This window comes from Marinobacter sp. DUT-3, assembly GCF_050379435.1.
Taxonomy (GTDB): Bacteria; Pseudomonadota; Gammaproteobacteria; order Pseudomonadales; family Oleiphilaceae; genus Marinobacter.
Genome location: NZ_JBNRMG010000003.1, coordinates 631,398 through 648,678, shown reverse-complemented (window position 1 = coordinate 648,678; position 17,281 = coordinate 631,398). Strand labels below are relative to the sequence as shown.

Below are 17,281 nucleotides of genomic sequence, written 5' to 3'. Positions count from 1 at the left end.
CCTCGGCCAGCGCCCACACGAATTACTTGGTTAACTTTTTAAAGAGCGTTCGGGGCTTGCCCGATCAAGGTGGCGTATTCTACATCGCTCCGCCGCCTTGTCAACCGTTTATTTTCCGTTGTTTCCGTCTCCGGAAACCGCCGAAAAATGAACCGGCTTACTGCTGTATCGAGGCGCGCATTCTACACTGAACCGCCACCTTGTCAACTGCTTTCTGAAGAAATTTGAAACTCATTTTCTTCAATACTTTCAAACAGTTGCCTTCCGAATCCGGAGTCGCCTAAGTGGCTTACCCCTCGAAAGAGATGCGCATTCTACAGAGCTCAGGCGAGGTGTCAACGGTTCATTTGAAACTTTTTCCAAAGACCGTCACTGCCCCACTATATATCCACTTTTACGGCTGCTGCGGAACCGGTTGCCTTTGCCCGTGCTTCTTCTATCGATTCCGCTTTCGCAAGGGCAACACCCATGCGGCGGCGCCCCTTCAGTTCCGGCTTACCAAACAGCCTTAACTGGGTATCGGGATGAGCCAGCGCATTTTCAAGGCCGGTATAGGACACCTCTGAAGAATCCCCTTCCGGGAGGATCACGGCTGAGGCGGAAGGCCCCTGCTGGCGAATCGCCGGTACCGGCAACCCGAGGATTGCACGGGCATGCAGTGCAAACTCAGACAGATCCTGGGAAACCAGCGTCACCAGGCCGGTGTCATGGGGGCGAGGTGACACTTCGGAAAACCATACATCGTCTTCCTTTATGAAAAGCTCAACCCCGTATACGCCATAACCGCCAAGATTGCCCGCGACGGCTTCCGCTATTTCCCTTGAGCGGGCCAGGGCTTTTGCACTCATTGGTTGCGGTTGCCAGGACTCCCGGTAATCACCGTCCTCCTGACGGTGACCTATCGGATCACAAAAGGAGATACCATCCCGGTGCTTCACCGTCAGCAATGTGATTTCGTAATCAAAATCCACAAAGCCCTCAACAATCACTCGCCCCTTACCTGCCCTGCCGCCGGTTTGCGCATATTCCCAGGCCGCCTCTATATCGCTTTCTGTTTTGACGGTGCTCTGTCCTTTACCAGATGAACTCATCACCGGCTTCACCACCAGAGGCAAACCAACTTCCCGGACCGCCGCCAGATAATCTTCCCGGGTTTCCGCAAACCGGTACGGTGAAGTAGGCAGCCCCAACTCTTCTGCGGCAAGCCGCCGGATCCCTTCACGATTCATGGTGAGATTGACCGCCCGGGCCGTCGGTATAACCCGATACCCTTCTTTCTCCAACTCCACCAGTTCCGGCGTTGCAATCGCCTCGATCTCCGGAACAATCAGATTGGGGCGTTCCTGCTCAATAATCGCTCGAAGCGCCTTACCATCCAGCATATCCACGACATGACTACGGTGGGCCACCTGCATCGCCGGCGCGTTGGCGTAGCGATCAACTGCTATTACCTCGACGCCAAGACGCTGGAGCTCAATGACAACTTCCTTCCCCAGCTCCCCAGAGCCACAGAACAGGACTTTGAAGGCATTTGATTTCAACGGCGTACCAATGCGCACGGTTTCAGACATCGTTCAGGGTTCCTGTAGCTTCAAGGTTTACAGCGCAACTTTCTCTTCACGCCTGGCAACTTTCTTTAGAACTTCACGGCGCTCATCATTGGTCATCCGGGTCCAGCGCATGATCTCATCACCGGTCCGATGGCATCCGATGCAGACATCATTGGCATCAAGAGCGCAGACACTGACGCACGGGGAGCGCACCTTATCAGCAACTTTCATTGTTCAGGCTCATACGGTGCCAGTTGACCAAGATAGCGCTCGGCATTCTCGACATAATGAAGGGCGCTGAGCTCCAGCATCTTCTTCTGGTTGTCATTCAGTTCGCGCTTGATCTTGCCAGGCGACCCAACAACCATGGAGCCATCGGGAATTTCCATACCCTCGGGTATCAGGGTGTTGGCCCCTATCAGGCAGTGCTTGCCGATCTTTGCACCGTTAAGGATCACGGCATTGATACCGATCAGCGAATAGTCACCGATATTGCAGCCATGAAGCATCGCCTTGTGGCCAACCGTAACACCGCGACCGAGGGTCAGAGGGATCCCCGGATCGGTATGAAGTACTGAGCCATCCTGCACATTGGATTCGGGACCAATCGTAATCAGATCGTTATCCCCACGGATGACCACGTTAAACCAGACACTGGCCTTGTCCATCAACCGGACACTGCCAATAACCGTTGCGTTGTCGGCGACATACTGACCAGCGCCCTCCAGCTCTGGCTTGCGATCGCCCAGCGAATAAAACATATCAGCCTCCTGTGCGGGAAGTTTTGGGAGTGGGTGGTTCCAGAAGATCAATACCAGCGCCGTATACGGCGTTGAGAAAATCGACCAGCACCACAGCCGACAACCCCCAGATCTGGTAACGCTCCCATCGGTAACAGGGAACATAAAAAGTATGATTCAGAAAATCGAGAGCATCCGTACGCTCCCTGTTGTCCTCCAGAAAAAACTCCAGAGGGACCCGAAAAATACTCTCGATTTCATAGGGATTCGCAGTCAACGGATGATCGCCGGGAATCACACCCACGTATGGTGTCACCAAGATCCCATACCGCGACATAACCTGACTCAGTGGTGCGACTACCCGCACCTGATCCGGGGGCAATCCGATTTCCTCGTGTGTCTCCCGAAGTGCTGTTGCCGCCAGGGAAGGATCGGACACATCCCGCTTACCGCCAGGGAAAGCCACCTGCCCTCGATGGGTATTGAGATTGGACGACCTCAGCGTGAACACCATTTCGGGATTCCGCTGGTCGTCTGTAACCGGTACAAGAATTCCGGCCTCCGGATAATCCAACGCCAGTTGACGGGGCGCGTATCCGGCAAGCCGTTCTTTAAGGAGGTCGTGCAAAACCCTGCTCCAATTACGACTGGCTATTGAATGAGACAGCGGCAGCGCAGATCGTTAAACTTGCTACCAAACATTTTATAAGTATACGGTGAAACCCATGAAATACTGCAGCACATGCGGCCATCCTGTTGAACAACGAATTCCCCAGGGAGATAACCGCCACCGCTATGTGTGCGTGAGCTGCGAAACCATACATTACCAGAACCCCCGTATCGTAGCGGGCACGGTTCCCATTTGGGAAGGCCGCATTTTGCTTTGCCGGCGCGCCATCGAACCTCGCTATGGTTACTGGACCCTGCCGGCCGGTTTCATGGAAAACGCGGAAACCACCATCGAAGCCGCCGCCCGGGAAACCCGGGAAGAGGCGCTGGCCGAGGTCAACATTGATGGCCTCTACACGATTATCGATGTCCCTCACATCAATCAGGTACACATGTTCTATCGTGCGACGCTGATCGACGGCACCTACGGGGCCGGTGAGGAATCCCTGGAAACCCAGCTGTTCGACCTTGATGACATTCCATGGGACGAGATTTCATTTCCGACGGTCCGGAAAACCCTGGAGCTCTACCTGGAAGATCTGAGACGCGAATCCTTCCAGGTACATGTCAGTGACATTCGCTACTCAATCAAAGCCCGCACGTAAGACCCGCTACATAGCCTCCATTCGGTAGACTTCGTAGGCGGGCTCCTCATAGGGGTGCGCCTTCTTGAACGCTTCCAGCGCCTCACCGATGAGCTCGTCTTTACATACCAGCTCAACCTTGTATTCATCCACCACTTCCAGCTCGCCCTGCTGACCAAGAAATGGCTGACTGCCATCCAGGGGACGGAACTGCCCCTGCCCCCGACATTGCCAGGCACAACAGTCGTAATCACCGATGCGGCCCGCCCCGGCTTCAAATAGCGCCGCTTTGGTTTGTTCCAGGTGTGTTTCCGGCACGAAATAACAAAGCTTGTACATGGCTTTCACTCCTCGAAACGAAACATCCGCCCCAACAACGTCGGATATTTTTTGTACAGATTAAGCATTTACCCACTTACCCACAGAATCTGTGGATAACTCTGGGGAAAGTTTTTGGGTACACGCCCCCATCCCCCGTGATTACTGCACTTTCGTTAAATTGGCGACAAATTCACCTAAAGCAATAAATCTTTATTTATCAATCAGTTAACAAAGTCGATTAAAAGTTGAACCAAAAATCATCTAATTGCTCATGGATCACACAACAGGGCACCAACAATGTGCATAAACGTAATGAGTCAAGAGAAAAAATAGCATTTCCAGGAGAAATTCCCCTTGAATTATGCACAGACTTGAGACTTGCAGGCACAAAAAAACCGGCCTGAAGACTTGCAGTTTTGCAACTCCTCAGGCCGGTTCCCGATTCAAGCAAAGCGATCAGCCAAACCAGCGACGCGCATTGCGGAACATCCGCATCCAGGGTCCGTCTTCCTGCCACTCGCCAGGACGCCAGGAATGCTGAACCGCCCGGAACACCCGCTCAGGGTGAGGCATCATGATAGTGACCCTGCCATCACGCGTGGTCACACCGGTAATGCCAGCCTCGGAACCGTTGGGGTTATAGGGGTACCGCTCGGTCGCCTGGGCGCGATTATCCACATACCTCAAGGCCACCAGCTCGCTTTCCTCCAGAGCCGCAGCGGAAGCCGCACCACCGAATTCGACGCGGCCCTCACCGTGGGCAACCGCAATGGGCATCTTCGAGCCTGCCATACCGTCCATAAACGCAGACGGAGAAGGCATGACTTCGGCCATCACCAGGCGCGCTTCAAACTGCTCTGACTGGTTGCGCACAAAGCGTGGCCACCCTTCGCTGCCCGGGATCAGTTCATGGAGGTTGGAGAGCATCTGACAGCCGTTACAGACACCCAGCGCCAGGGTGTCCTGACGGTTGAAGAATGCCGCAAACTGGTCCCGGACACGATCGCTGAACAAAATCGACTTGGCCCAGCCTTCGCCCGCTCCCAGTACGTCACCGTATGAGAAGCCACCGCACGCCACAAGGCTGTTGAAACCTTCCAGCGAAATGCGACCGGACAGCAGGTCACTCATGTGAACATCAACCGACTCGAATCCAGCCCGATCGAAGGCCGCCGCCATTTCAACCTGACCATTAACACCCTGCTCCCTGAGCACGGCGACCTTTGGCCGGGCACCGGTGTTCACAAACGGAGCAGCGATGTCTTCATTGATATCGTAACTGAGATCGATACTGAGCCCGGGATCTTCCCGATCCAGCAGGTTGTCGAACTCTTCCTGCGCGCACTCGGCATTATCACGCAGGGACTGGACGCGATAGCTTGTTTCCGCCCACAACCGCTGCAAATCAGCCCGGGCTTCATCGACCACCGCTTTGCCTTCAAAGGTAAAGCGGACGCGATCGTCTTCCCTCAAAGAACCAATCACCGAGGTATGATCGCCAAGACCGGCTCCGGAGAACTGTTGCAGTACAAAATCGGTGTCTTCGCGGCGCACCTGGATGACAGCCCCGAGCTCTTCGTTAAACAGCTCCCGGGCAAACTGGGAGGCCTCTTCTGCCAGCCCGTCCAGCTTGATGTCGATGCCGGTGTGACCCGCAAAGCTCATTTCGGCGAGGGTTACGAACAGCCCGCCGTCCGAGCGATCGTGATAGGCCAGCAGTTTATTGTCGCCGTTGAGCCCCTGAATGACAGCAAAGAACGCCTTGATATCCTCAGGGTCGTCCAGGTCGGGAGCAACAGCGCCTACGTGGCGATATACCTGCGCCAGGGCCGACCCACCAAGACGGTTCTGCCCCGCGGCCAGATCAATCAGGATCAGGTCGGTGTCGCCGGCATCCGTTTTCAGCTGCGGAGTCAGCGTTCGTGCCACGTCGGTAACCGGAGCAAAACCGCTGATAATCAGGGACAGTGGCGATGTCACGCTCTTCTGTTCACCGCCGTCTTCGTCCCAGACGGTTTTCATGGACATGGAATCCTTGCCCACCGGGATGGTAATGCCCAGCTCGGGGCACAATTCCATGCCCACCGCACGAACGGTTTCGTATAGGTTTTCATCCTCACCCGGGTGGCCCGCTGCAGCCATCCAGTTCGCGGACAAGCGAATATCTGACAGCTCCGCAATGGACGCCGCGGCGAGGTTGGTGATCACCTCACCCACGGCCATGCGTCCGGAAGCCGGAGCATCAATCACGGCGACCGGGGTTCTCTCACCCATCGCCATGGCTTCACCGGTACGGACATCAAAAGAGCTTGCCGTAACAGCCACATCGCTGACCGGCACCTGCCAGGGTCCGACCATCTGGTCCCGGGCCACCAGCCCGGTGATGGTACGATCCCCGATCGTAATCAGGAAACTCTTGGAGCCAACCGATGGCAATCGCAATACCCGCCGGATAGCGTCGTTCAGATCCACCTTGGTGGAGTCGAAGATCGGCTTGGTAAAAGAAGACCGGGACACGCTACGGTGCATGCGCGGCGGCTTGCCGAACAGCACGTCCATGGGAAGGTCAACGGGCTTGTCATCAAAATAGGAGTCACCCAGCTCCAGGTGATGCGCTTCGGTGGCTTCACCAATGACTGCGTAAGGGCAACGCTCACGACGGCACAGCGCATCAAACTGTTCCAGGTTCTCCGCTGCCACTGCCATGACGTAGCGTTCCTGGGATTCATTGCACCAGATCTCAAGCGGGGACATGCCCGGCTCATCGCTGGGGATATCGCGCAGCTCAAACTTGCCGCCACGACCACCATCCTTGACCAGTTCCGGCATGGCGTTCGACAGGCCACCGGCACCGACATCATGAATGAAGGCGATGGGGTTGTTCTCACCCATCTGCCAACAGCGGTCAATCACTTCCTGGCAACGGCGCTCCATCTCCGGGTTATCACGCTGTACCGAGGCAAAATCCAGGTTTTCGTTACTGGCGCCGGAATCCATGGACGACGCGGCACCGCCACCGAGGCCAATCAGCATGGACGGACCACCAAGCACAATCAGTTTGGCGCCGACCGGAATATTGCCTTTCTCTACATGCTCGCCCCGGATGTTGCCGAGACCACCGGCAATCATGATGGGCTTGTGATAACCGCGAACTTCCTCACCGGCCGCGCCTGGCACCAGCTCTTCAAAGGTGCGGAAGTAACCGGCCAGATTCGGACGGCCAAATTCGTTGTTGAATGCAGCGCCGCCAATCGGCCCCTCAATCATGATGTCCAGAGGCGAGGCAATGCGGTCCGGCTTGCCGTAACCGATTTCCCAAGGCTGCGGATCATCGGGGATATTCAGGTTCGACACCGTGAAGCCCGCCAGCCCGGCTTTTGGCTTCGAACCGCGACCGGTTGCGCCCTCGTCACGTATCTCGCCCCCGGAGCCAGTCGCGGCCCCGGCAGCAGGCGCGATCGCTGTGGGGTGGTTATGGGTTTCCACCTTCATCAGGATGTGGATGTCTTCCTGGTTGTACCCGTAAATACCGGTCTCAGGATCCGGGAAGAAACGGCCACCACGGCTGCCACGAATAACGGAGGCATTGTCCTTGTAGGCGGACAACACCCCTTCACTGTTCATTTCATAGGTGTTGCGAATCATCGCGAACAGGGACTTATCCTGTCCTTCCCCATCGATATCCCAGGAAGCATTGAAGATTTTGTGGCGGCAGTGCTCGGAGTTCGCCTGGGCAAACATCATGAGCTCCACGTCGGTGGGATCGCGCTCCAGCTCCGTGAACGACTTCACCAGATAATCAATCTCATCTTCCGCCAGCGCCAGCCCCAGCGACTGGTTGGCCTCGACCAGAGCATCGCGACCACCGGCCAGGACTGGCACGCGGTTCAGCAAACGGGGCTCTTCATGACTGAACAGTAATTCCGCGCCGCCCATTTCATGAAATACTTTCTGGGTCATACGGTCATGCAGGAGGGCGGCGATTTTCTCGCGCTGGGCCAGGTTCAGCTTGCGGTTGGCGCGGACGTAATAGGCAATACCCCGCTCAATCCGACGAATCTGACGCAGGCCGCAATTACGGGCGATGTCCGTTGCCTTGCTCGACCAGGGAGACAGGGTACCGGGGCGCGGAACAACGAGAAACAGAACGCCCTCGGGCTCCTCCACCTGCACACTCGGCCCGTAGGTCAGCAATCGGTCCAGAATGGCCTGTTCCGGCTCGGAAAGCTCAAACTCCAGATCGGTGAAGTGCATGAACTCGGCATAGACGTGCTCAACCTCTGGCACAACGTCCTGAATGCGAGCATGCAATTTACTGGAGCGGAAAGGCGAAAGCGCGGGAGCGCCGCGAAGTTCAAGCATGATAGAAACCTGTATCGCGCGAAACTGGGAGGTCAGGGCAGCTGCCAGAACTGGCAGAAGGCACCCGGCCATCTGAAAGGCCGCCATGATACTTGAAAGCGTGGCAGGGATACAGCGCCACACGTGTAATTACGGCCATGTACAATTGACATTGTTTTGCATATTAATTGACCACGTTTATTGACCAGCAAGACCGGACCGGAGATCATGGTTTTGCGGCAACGGACGCCGCCGTCAGCAAAGAACTCGGATCAACCTGCATATTGGCTTCAACGGTGATCGCTCCAGCAGAGGTTGGTCGTACACTCAGGGTCCTGCAGCAGTTCCAGGGGAGACCAGGGATTTGTCAAAACTAAAATGGTATGCCGGCAGCCGATGGATGCGCTGGCTATTGCCTTTCGCCATTATCATGTTGGCAGGCGGATGCTCCAGGCCGACCACGTTGCAGGAGATCCGCTCGGAAGGCGTACTGCATATTATTACCCGCACTGCCCCGTCCATATACTTTGAGGGGCGTGATGGCATCACCGGGTATGACTACGAACTCGCCAAACGTTTTGCAGAGAAGCTGGGCGTGGAGCTTCGAGTACGCGTGGCCGAGAACAATACCGAAATCCTGTCTGTTCTCGATCGCAATTTCGCGCACATTGGCCTGACGGGCCTGTCGAATCGTCCCGGGCTGGCTGAGAAATATCACGCATTGCCAACAGGAATTGAGGCCGAGTCCGTGGTTGTCTACCACCGGGGCACTGACCGCCCGGAAACCGCTGAAGACCTGGCCGGCACCACCGTGCACCTGGTGGCCGACAGCAACCACGAACACAGACTGCTGGAGCTCCGGGAAAAGCACCCGGATCTGAACTGGCAGGTTCACGCCACGCTGGATGCAGCCGGCGTCCTGGCACGCGTGGAGTCCGGGGAATTCACCACGGCCATTGTGTCGTCGAACGAGCTGGACCTGAACCACGTCTACTTTCCGCAGGTGAAGGAATCCTTTTCCCTGGGCGAACCGGAAGAACTGGCCTGGCTTTTCCCCGCAGAGCAGGACGATTCACTGACAACAGCCGCACGGGATTTTCTCAACCAGCTCCGTGACGACGGCACGCTCGCACAGCTGTCCGAGAGGTTTTACGGCCACCTTGACCGACTCAACTACGTGGGTGCCCGCACCTTCGCTCACCACGCCAATAATCGCCTGCCAAAATATGAAGCGCTTTTCCGCAGCTATGCTGAGGAATACGGCATTGACTGGCGATTATTGGCTGCGATCGGTTACCAGGAATCCCATTGGCGCCCGAATGCCGTATCTCCCACCGGAGTCCGGGGCCTGATGATGCTGACACGGAATACCGCGGGCCAGATTGGCATCAACAACCGGCTGGATGCGGAAGAAAGCATCCATGGCGGCGCGAAGTACTTTACTTTCGTTCACCGCCAGATCCCAGACCGCATTCCGGAACCAGACCGGACCTGGTTCGCACTGGCTTCCTACAACGTGGGCTTCGGCCATCTGGAAGACGCACGAAGACTGACAGAAGACGCTGGCAGGAATCCGGACCGCTGGATGGACGTCAAGGAATTTCTGCCATTGCTGGCGCAGAAAGAATGGTACACAAAGACCCGTTATGGGTATGCCCGGGGGCACGAACCGGTGATCTATGTACAAAACATCCGCCGCTACTACGACGTTCTGGCCTGGATGACGGAACCGGAAGAAGAACGCCCCGCACCGAAAGAGCCCTGGTTCGTCGATCTGGACGGGGCTGAGACCAGCGACGGTTCCGCCAGTTCCGGGTCCGAAGACGGCATGAGAGCCATGTTACCGCGAGAGCTGGGAATGATTCCTCCCACCCTATAACGGTCGGGGCATCACCACTCCCCGCCTTCCCGCTCCACATAATCAAGCGCGGCCTCGACATGAGGCGAAGCGAACCCACGTCGCGTCAGGAACCTCGCCTGGCGCGCCTTCTCCTCCCAGTCCTCACGGATATCGATTCCGCCAAACCGTTTCAGACGCAACCGGATAGCCCGCTCCGACCAGTCTTTGTCATTCAGATCGTTCACACAGGCCGGGGTATGATGCACGCCTCGCTGCTGAAGCTCGGCAAGGATGCGGAGCGGACCGTAACCAAGATCCATGCGTTGGCGGGCGTAGATATCGGCAAAACGGTCATCATCCAGCCAGCCTTCCGCTTCATAGTCATCCAGCACCGGCTCAATCACCTCACTGGGGATTTTTCGTTGCCGCAACTTGAGACTGAGTTCCAGCCTGCTGTGCTCTCGCCTGGCCAGCAACCGCAGCGCTGCCGAGCGGGCCCTGTATTCCAGATCCTCCGGATTTTCCTGTTTTCCCATTCTGACCCTTCCCGCAAACGCAGACAAAACGCTAGACTAGTGCGCCAAAGCGGATGCCTGATATTCAGGCAACCCCTGACTTCTCCGGCCCCCTGCCATGGGATGCCGATGGTCGGTGCCGGCACACTGTGCCCCACACCGGGAACTGGTTTCAATATTCAAGGATACCCTGATGGCTGCATTCATCCAGAAACTGTTCAAAAACCGTAAATCCACCGGAAAATCAGGCGCGACACCGGGTCGGGCAAAAGCCGCGCCGGTGCAACAGAAAGAGACACCGGAAGTGGACCTGAGGAAAGAGCAGCTTGAGGAACAAAAGCAGCAATTATCGGGCTCTCCAACCGGGGATCAGTTGGAGCAGCTGGCCATTGGCGGGTTAACCGCTGACCTGCGTACCGAGGCAGCCCGCCAGATTACCGACAAGTCCGCTCTGCAACGGGTGCAGAAAGAAGCCAAGGGGCGCGATAAGGCCGTCTATCAGCTGGTACGCCAGGCCCTGCAGGAAATCCGCCATGAAGAAGAACAGCAACAGAAAACCCGGGAACGCATAGAAACGTTGGTGGCCCAGGCGGGAGACCAGGCCCGCAGCGAAGACACCAAACTCTACGAAGCCCGCCTGGACGCTCTGCTCAGGCAGTGGGCCGAAGTAGAGCATGAAGCTTCCAGTGAGCAAACCACCAAATTCCTCGAAGCCGTTCACCGCTGCCGCGAACGGGTCGAGCACCTGAAGGCCGAGGCCGAGCAGACCCTGCGCCAGCAGGAGCAACAGAAACAACGCACCGAAACCCTTGAACTGCTGCAAGCAACCCTGGACGAGCTCCGACAACAATCACCGGACCAGGCACCCTCCCTTTCTACACTGGATGCGCTGCAAAAGACCCAGGAAAACCGCTGGCTGGAAGCCACCCGCGAAACGTCGGTTGAAAAGCACGAACAGAAAACCTACGAAAGCTGCATGCAACCGCTGCGCAATTACATCGGGGCGCTGAAGCGATTTACCCAGCACCGGGACCAGCTGTCTGCCCTGACGGAAAACCCGTCCGCGGATGGAGATCCGCAGAACGAGGCCCGGGAACTGATCAAGACCATCGACTGGCCAACAGACTTCAGTCGCCCCGCCCAGTTGGAGACGGTCTGTAAACTAGCCGGCACGGCCAAAACAAAACCGGCCCCCCAGCGGGACAGCAAGGAACAGAAACAACAGGCTGATGCCTTGAAAACCACCCTGGAGAAGCTGGACGCTGCGCTTGAAGCCAAGCAGCTCAAGGAATCCAGACAGCTGTTCAAACACGCCCAGCACCAGTTCAGGGATCTGGATCACCGGCACGGCAAACCATTCCAGGCACGTATGCAACTGCTGGGCGGGCAACTCCGCGAACTGACAGACTGGCAGGGGTTTGCGACCGAACCCAAACAGATAGCCCTGTGTGAACAGATGGAATATCTGGCCACCCAGCCAATGGAGCCGGAAGCCAAAGCCGAGCGCATACACGAGCTTCAGAACGAATGGCGAGAGCTGGGCGGTTCGTCTGACCGGGCGCTTTGGACTCGCTTCAAAGCCGCATCAGACAAGGCATATGAACCGTGCAAAGCCTACTTTTCAGCCAAGTCCGGCCTCAAACAGGCCAACCTGGAAAAGCGCAAAGCGATCTGCGAGGAGCTGGAAACCTTCCTCGGCGCCGCCGACTGGTCCGCGATCGACTGGAAAACCGCGGAGCGTATACACCAGACAGCGCGCCAGGAATGGAAAGCGGCCTGGCCCATTGAGTTCCGGGACAACCGGCCGGTACAGAAACGCTTTGACGCATTACTGAAAAAACTCGAAGACCCTCTGAATACAGAGCGCCAGAAGAACGAAGCGCTGAAACAGGACATCGTCGACCGCGCCAACGCCCTGATCAACCATGAACCCCTGACCGACGCGATGAATCAGGCCAAGGCATTACAGACTGAATGGAAACAGATCGGCATCACCCGACACCGGGAGGACCGCAAGCTCTGGCAGGCATTCCGCAAAGCCTGTGACGAGATCTTCGCCCGCCGCGATGCCCGGAAGTCCGAGCAACAACAGGCCGCACGAGAGGCCGACGAGCGGGTGGAAGCGGTGATCGCGTCCTGTGAAACCCTGAATGGTGATGAAATCGATACCGGCGTCATCGAAAACGCGCTGGGTGATCTCAAAACCCTGGCGTCGGAACCCGTCTCGCAATCAGTCCGGGATCGCATCGGGGAGCAAAAGCGCCGCTTGTCGGGCATGCTGGAAGACCTTAAAACCCGAAGCAAGGTGCAATCCTGGCAGGACCACGTCCAGGCCCGGCTTGCCGGAAATCAGGACAACGACAGCATCCCAGCAGCATGGCCGGCGCTGGCCGACGAGCCTGACACCATGGACGCCAGGGAGCTGGTCATCCGCGCAGAGATTCTGACCGGCGCGCCCTCCCCTGAATCGGATCAGGGGCGGCGAATGGAAATTCAGGTACAGCGCCTGGCGGACGGTATGGGAAATACAGGAGGTACGGATAGCGACAAGAATCGTCAGTTGGAAAGCCTGGTGGCGAACTGGTGCATCCAGCAACCCCAGGAAGCGCTTGACGATGATCTGGCGACGCGCCTTAACACGGCACTGGAAACGCTGCTGGGCTGAAGGTCACGCCCTCAGTTCCTCTGATGGTTCGCCACAAAATCCCTGGCTTCCTTAACGGCAGCCAGGGATTTTTGCTTCATACTCTTTAATTCGTCATCCCCCAGGTAGAACATCATATCGATAGAGTGGCAGTAATATCGCGGTGGTAACCGATTGAGGGCAACGCACATCACATCCGTCAGGAAGTCGGCAGTATCGGAATCCTGCCGGGTGGCATCGATTGCATCCACCACCAGCCTTTCATAGAAATTGTCGACCGCATCTCTCAGGGACATTCTCAGCCTCCTGTTTCGAGTTGCCTGTAGTTAAACCATAGATCTCCCCAGCTCCCTTGTCATGGACCCGGTGAGCACTTTCGCCAATACGATTGGCAGCCCGCGTCATTACCCACGGTGCCTGCAACCCGCTATGGTTAATGCATCGGACTATCGTCCCGAAACAATAACCACCAGAGGAATAGCAATGACCACCGAAGCGTATATCTTCGATGCAGTACGCACCCCCCGGGGGCGCGGCAAGAAAGACGGTTCCCTGCACAGCGTCAAGCCCATCACGCTGCTGACCACCGTTCTCAACGCACTGCAGGAGAGAAACAGCCTGGACACTGCCCAGGTAGACGATATCGTGATGGGGTGTGTCACCGCCGTTGGCGATCAGGGGGCAGACATTGCCAAGACCGCAGCCCTGGCCGCCGACTGGGATGAAAAAGTGGCCGGCGTCACCCTGAACCGTTTCTGTGCCTCCGGCCTGGAAGCGGTCAACCTCGCCGCCATGAAAGTCCGTTCAGGCTGGGAGGATATGGTCGTGGCCGGCGGCGTGGAAGCCATGTCCCGAGTGCCCATGGGTTCCGACGGCGGCGCCTGGGCAACGGACCCTGCAACCAACCTGCACACCGGCTTCATGCCGCAGGGTATCGGTGCTGACCTGATCGCAACGATCGAAGGCTTCAGCCGTGAAGATGTGGATGGTTTCGCGGTGAAATCCCAGCAAAAGGCAGCCAGTGCCTGGGAAAAGGGCCATTTCGTCAAATCCATCATCCCCGTGACTGATCAGAATGGCGTGGTTATCCTGGATCGCGACGAACAGGTCCGCGCCAACACCACGGTTGAATCTCTCGCCGGGCTGAAGCCTTCTTTCCAGATGATGGGCGAGATGGGCTTCGACGGTGTTGCACGGGAAAAATACCACTACGTGGAGAAGATCAACCACGTACACCATGCCGGTAACTCCTCCGGTATTGTGGACGGCGCTACCGCCATGCTGATTGGCAGCGAAGCCAAGGGCAAAGCCCTGGGGCTCAAACCCCGGGCACGCATCGTGGCAACCGCGGTCACCAGCACCGATCCCACCATCATGCTCACCGGCCCTGCCCCTGCTACCCGCAAGGCCCTGGAAAAGGCCGGCATGACCGTCGATCAGATCGACCTGTTTGAAGTAAACGAAGCGTTTGCCTCCGTGGTTATGCGCTTCCAGAAGGAGCTGTCTGTTCCGGATGAAAAAGTGAACGTCAACGGCGGCGCCATCGCCATGGGCCACCCGCTGGGTGCCACCGGCGCCATGATCCTGGGCACCCTGCTCGATGAACTGGAACGCCGTGAACTGCGCTTCGGTCTCGCCACCCTGTGTGTGGGCGGCGGCATGGGTATTGCCACCATCATCGAGCGCATCTGAGCCCGACACTTTTTCTGACAGGAGAACCGAATTATGAGCGCCATCCGATACGAACTGGGTTCAGACCAGATTCTGACCCTGACCATTGATATGCCCGGCCAGTCCGCCAACACCATGAATGCGGATTTCCGCCAGGGATTGACCGAGACCGTTGCAAAGGTCAAAGAAGACCTCGAAAACATCCGCGGTATTATCGTTACCTCCGCCAAGAAAACCTTCTTCGCCGGTGGCGACCTGAAAGAGCTGCACAAAGTCACCCGCGACGATGCACAGGCTTTCGAAGATATGGTTAACGGCCTGAAAGCCGAAATGCGGGCGCTGGAAACCTGTGGCAAGCCGGTTGTTGCTGCCATTAACGGCTCTGCGCTTGGTGGCGGTCTGGAGATTGCCCTCGCCTGCCATCACCGCATTGTGCTGGACAACGACAGCATCCAGCTGGGCCTGCCCGAAGTCACTCTGGGCCTGCTGCCCGGCGGTGGCGGCACCCAGCGTCTGCCACGGATGATCGGCCTGGAAGCCGCGTTTCCGTTCCTGATGGAAGGCAAGAAGGTCAAACCCAAGGCCGCGCTGAAAGCCGGCATCGTCAATGAGCTGGCGTCATCACCGGAAGACATGATGACCAAGGCCCGGGCCTTCATCGAAGCCAATCCCAAGTGCCAGCAACCGTGGGATCAGAAAGGTTTCAAACTGCCCGGCGGTGCGCCCCATCACCCGGCCATGGCACAGAAGCTGGCCATTGCCCCGGCGATGCTCAAACAGAAGACCAAGGGCTGCTACCCGGCACCGGAGCGCATTCTCTCCGCCGCGGTGGAAGGCTCTCAGGTGGACTTCGACAACGGCAGTCTGATCGAAACCCGGTATTTCGCCGAACTGGTTATTGGCCAGGTCGCCAAGAACATGACCGGCACCTTCTGGTTCCAGCTCAACGCCATTAACGCCGGTGGCAGCCGCCCTGAGGGCGTCGAAAAGGAAACCTTCAAGAAGGTGGGTGTTCTGGGTGCCGGCATGATGGGCGCTGGCATCGCCTACTCCACCGCTACCCGCGGCGTTGAGGTTGTCCTCAAGGACGTATCAGTGGAAAACGCCGAGAAAGGCAAAAGCTACTCCGAAAAACTGCTAACCAAGAAGGTCAGCCGTGGCCGCATGACCGAAGAGCAGAAAGCCGAAGTCCTGGGCCGCATCAAGGCCACGGACTCTGCCGACGATCTGGAAGGTTGCGATCTGGTGATCGAAGCCGTCTTCGAAGACAGCGGCCTGAAAGCCAAGGTCACCCAGGAAGCCGAACCCAAACTGGTGAACAACGGTATCTTTGCCTCCAACACCTCGACCATCCCTATTACGCAATTGGCCGAGGCTTCCGCCAAGCCGGATAACTTTATCGGCCTGCACTTCTTCTCCCCGGTGGACAAGATGCAGCTGGTGGAAATCATCGTGGGCGAGAAAACCTCCGATGAGACGCTGGCAAGAGCGTTCGATTACGTTCAGCAGATTGGCAAAATCCCCATTGTGGTCAACGACAGCCGTGGCTTCTTCACCTCACGGGTGTTCGGCACCTTCGTAAACGAGGGAATCTCCATGCTGGGCGAAGGGGTGCATCCCTCCAGCATCGAAAATGCGGGCGTACTTGCCGGTATGCCCGTCGGGCCCCTGGCGATCTCCGATGAAGTCAGCATGACCCTGATGCAGCACATCCGCGCCCAGAGCAAGAAGGACACCGAAGCCGCTGGCGGCACCTGGCAGCCGCACCCGGCGGAGGCCGTGATTGATCAGATGGTGGATACCCATAACCGCAAGGGCAAGGCCGCCGGCGCCGGGTTCTATGAGTATCCCGCCAATGGCAAGAAGTATCTGTGGCCGGAGCTGGAAAACCTGTACGTGGATGCCGGCAAGGCCAGCACTGTGAGGCTCCAGGACCTGAAGGATCGTATCCTGTTTATTCAGGCCATCGAGACGGTCCGCTGCCTGGAAGAAGGCGTACTCAAAACCGTGGAAGACGCCAACATCGGCAGCATATTCGGCATTGGTTACGCCCCCTGGACCGGTGGCGCCATCCAGTTCATCAACCAGTATGGCGTGAGGGCCTTCGCAGAACGAGCCAAAGAACTGGCGGATCAGTACGGTGACCGATTTGCCCCTCCGGCACTGCTGCTGGAAAAGGCCGAAACCAGCGCCCTGTTCTCGTAACCGGTGCAAGGCGGGGGCTATATGGCCCCCGCCCCTCCCTGCGTTTTCCTGATCCAACGACAAACCTGCCCACATCATGGACAGATTGTCACGAACCGATACGTCGGGGCTATGGCAACCGCCATTACGCTTGCCTACAATAAATTCATAAGCCAAATCCGGCGATACCGTTCAGGCGTATCTGTTTCAGGGGTACCTACC

Annotated in this window: 13 protein-coding genes; 5 read left to right on the top strand and 8 right to left on the bottom strand. The window is 57.4% G+C overall.

Annotated features, from left to right (window positions below; genetic code table 11):
• Positions 1-380: 380 nt before the first annotated feature.
• The 4 genes from purT to ACQUWM_RS08315 are packed head-to-tail and all read right to left on the bottom strand — an operon-like array spanning position 381 to position 2,918.
• Positions 381-1,571, bottom strand: coding sequence for a formate-dependent phosphoribosylglycinamide formyltransferase (gene purT / locus ACQUWM_RS08330; RefSeq protein WP_428921807.1), 1,191 nt, complete (start codon positions 1,569-1,571; stop codon positions 381-383).
• A 27-nt stretch (positions 1,572-1,598) separates the two neighbouring features.
• The gene (locus tag ACQUWM_RS08325) at positions 1,599-1,781 is read right to left on the bottom strand and encodes a DUF1289 domain-containing protein (RefSeq protein ID WP_406999872.1); all 183 of its coding nucleotides are present in this window, start codon (positions 1,779-1,781) and stop codon (positions 1,599-1,601) included.
• On the bottom strand, positions 1,778-2,311 hold the full coding sequence (locus ACQUWM_RS08320) for a gamma carbonic anhydrase family protein (RefSeq protein ID WP_406999870.1): 534 nt from the start codon (positions 2,309-2,311) through the stop codon (positions 1,778-1,780). Before ACQUWM_RS08320 ends, ACQUWM_RS08325 begins: the two co-directional genes overlap by 4 nt.
• A 1-nt stretch (position 2,312) precedes the next feature.
• Positions 2,313-2,918, bottom strand: a complete 606-nt coding sequence (locus ACQUWM_RS08315; RefSeq protein ID WP_406999869.1) for an NUDIX hydrolase — start codon at positions 2,916-2,918, stop codon at positions 2,313-2,315.
• A gap of 97 nt (positions 2,919-3,015) precedes the next feature.
• Here ACQUWM_RS08315 and ACQUWM_RS08310 point away from each other — a divergent pair, with 97 nt between their 5' ends.
• Positions 3,016-3,564 (top strand): NUDIX hydrolase, encoded by a 549-nt coding sequence (locus ACQUWM_RS08310; protein WP_406987718.1) that lies wholly within the window; start codon positions 3,016-3,018, stop codon positions 3,562-3,564.
• A 6-nt stretch (positions 3,565-3,570) separates the two neighbouring features.
• Here ACQUWM_RS08310 and ACQUWM_RS08305 read toward each other — a convergent pair whose 3' ends face one another.
• Together ACQUWM_RS08305 and purL are read right to left on the bottom strand one after the other, a co-directional pair.
• Entirely contained in the window at positions 3,571-3,882 is a 312-nt protein-coding gene (locus ACQUWM_RS08305) for an NGG1p interacting factor NIF3 (protein ID WP_406999867.1), read from the bottom strand.
• Positions 3,883-4,320: 438 nt separating this feature from the next.
• The gene (gene purL, locus ACQUWM_RS08300; RefSeq protein WP_428921806.1) at positions 4,321-8,226 is read right to left on the bottom strand and encodes a phosphoribosylformylglycinamidine synthase; all 3,906 of its coding nucleotides are present in this window, start codon (positions 8,224-8,226) and stop codon (positions 4,321-4,323) included.
• Positions 8,227-8,605: 379 nt separating this feature from the next.
• On the opposite strand from purL, the gene mltF reads away from it, so the two are divergent.
• The gene (gene mltF / locus ACQUWM_RS08295) at positions 8,606-10,084 is read left to right on the top strand and encodes a membrane-bound lytic murein transglycosylase MltF (RefSeq protein ID WP_428921820.1); all 1,479 of its coding nucleotides are present in this window, start codon (positions 8,606-8,608) and stop codon (positions 10,082-10,084) included.
• Positions 10,085-10,095: 11 nt separating this feature from the next.
• On the opposite strand, the gene ACQUWM_RS08290 is transcribed toward mltF, so the two are convergent.
• On the bottom strand, positions 10,096-10,581 hold the full coding sequence (locus tag ACQUWM_RS08290; RefSeq protein ID WP_406999864.1) for a regulatory protein RecX: 486 nt from the start codon (positions 10,579-10,581) through the stop codon (positions 10,096-10,098).
• A gap of 172 nt (positions 10,582-10,753) precedes the next feature.
• Here ACQUWM_RS08290 and ACQUWM_RS08285 point away from each other — a divergent pair, with 172 nt between their 5' ends.
• Positions 10,754-13,225, top strand: a complete 2,472-nt coding sequence (locus ACQUWM_RS08285; RefSeq protein WP_428921805.1) for a DUF349 domain-containing protein — start codon at positions 10,754-10,756, stop codon at positions 13,223-13,225.
• A gap of 11 nt (positions 13,226-13,236) precedes the next feature.
• Here the strand turns inward: ACQUWM_RS08285 and ACQUWM_RS08280 are convergent, their stop codons facing one another.
• Positions 13,237-13,500, bottom strand: a complete 264-nt coding sequence (locus tag ACQUWM_RS08280; RefSeq protein ID WP_428921804.1) for a late competence development ComFB family protein — start codon at positions 13,498-13,500, stop codon at positions 13,237-13,239.
• A gap of 187 nt (positions 13,501-13,687) precedes the next feature.
• Between ACQUWM_RS08280 and ACQUWM_RS08275 the strand changes: the two genes are divergently transcribed.
• The gene (locus tag ACQUWM_RS08275) at positions 13,688-14,896 is read left to right on the top strand and encodes an acetyl-CoA C-acetyltransferase (RefSeq protein WP_406987729.1); all 1,209 of its coding nucleotides are present in this window, start codon (positions 13,688-13,690) and stop codon (positions 14,894-14,896) included.
• Positions 14,897-14,929: 33 nt separating this feature from the next.
• Positions 14,930-17,080 carry a 3-hydroxyacyl-CoA dehydrogenase NAD-binding domain-containing protein gene (locus ACQUWM_RS08270; RefSeq protein ID WP_428921803.1) on the top strand — a complete coding sequence of 717 codons (2,151 nt, stop codon included), beginning with the start codon at positions 14,930-14,932 and terminating at the stop codon, positions 17,078-17,080.
• Positions 17,081-17,281: the final 201 nt, after the last annotated feature.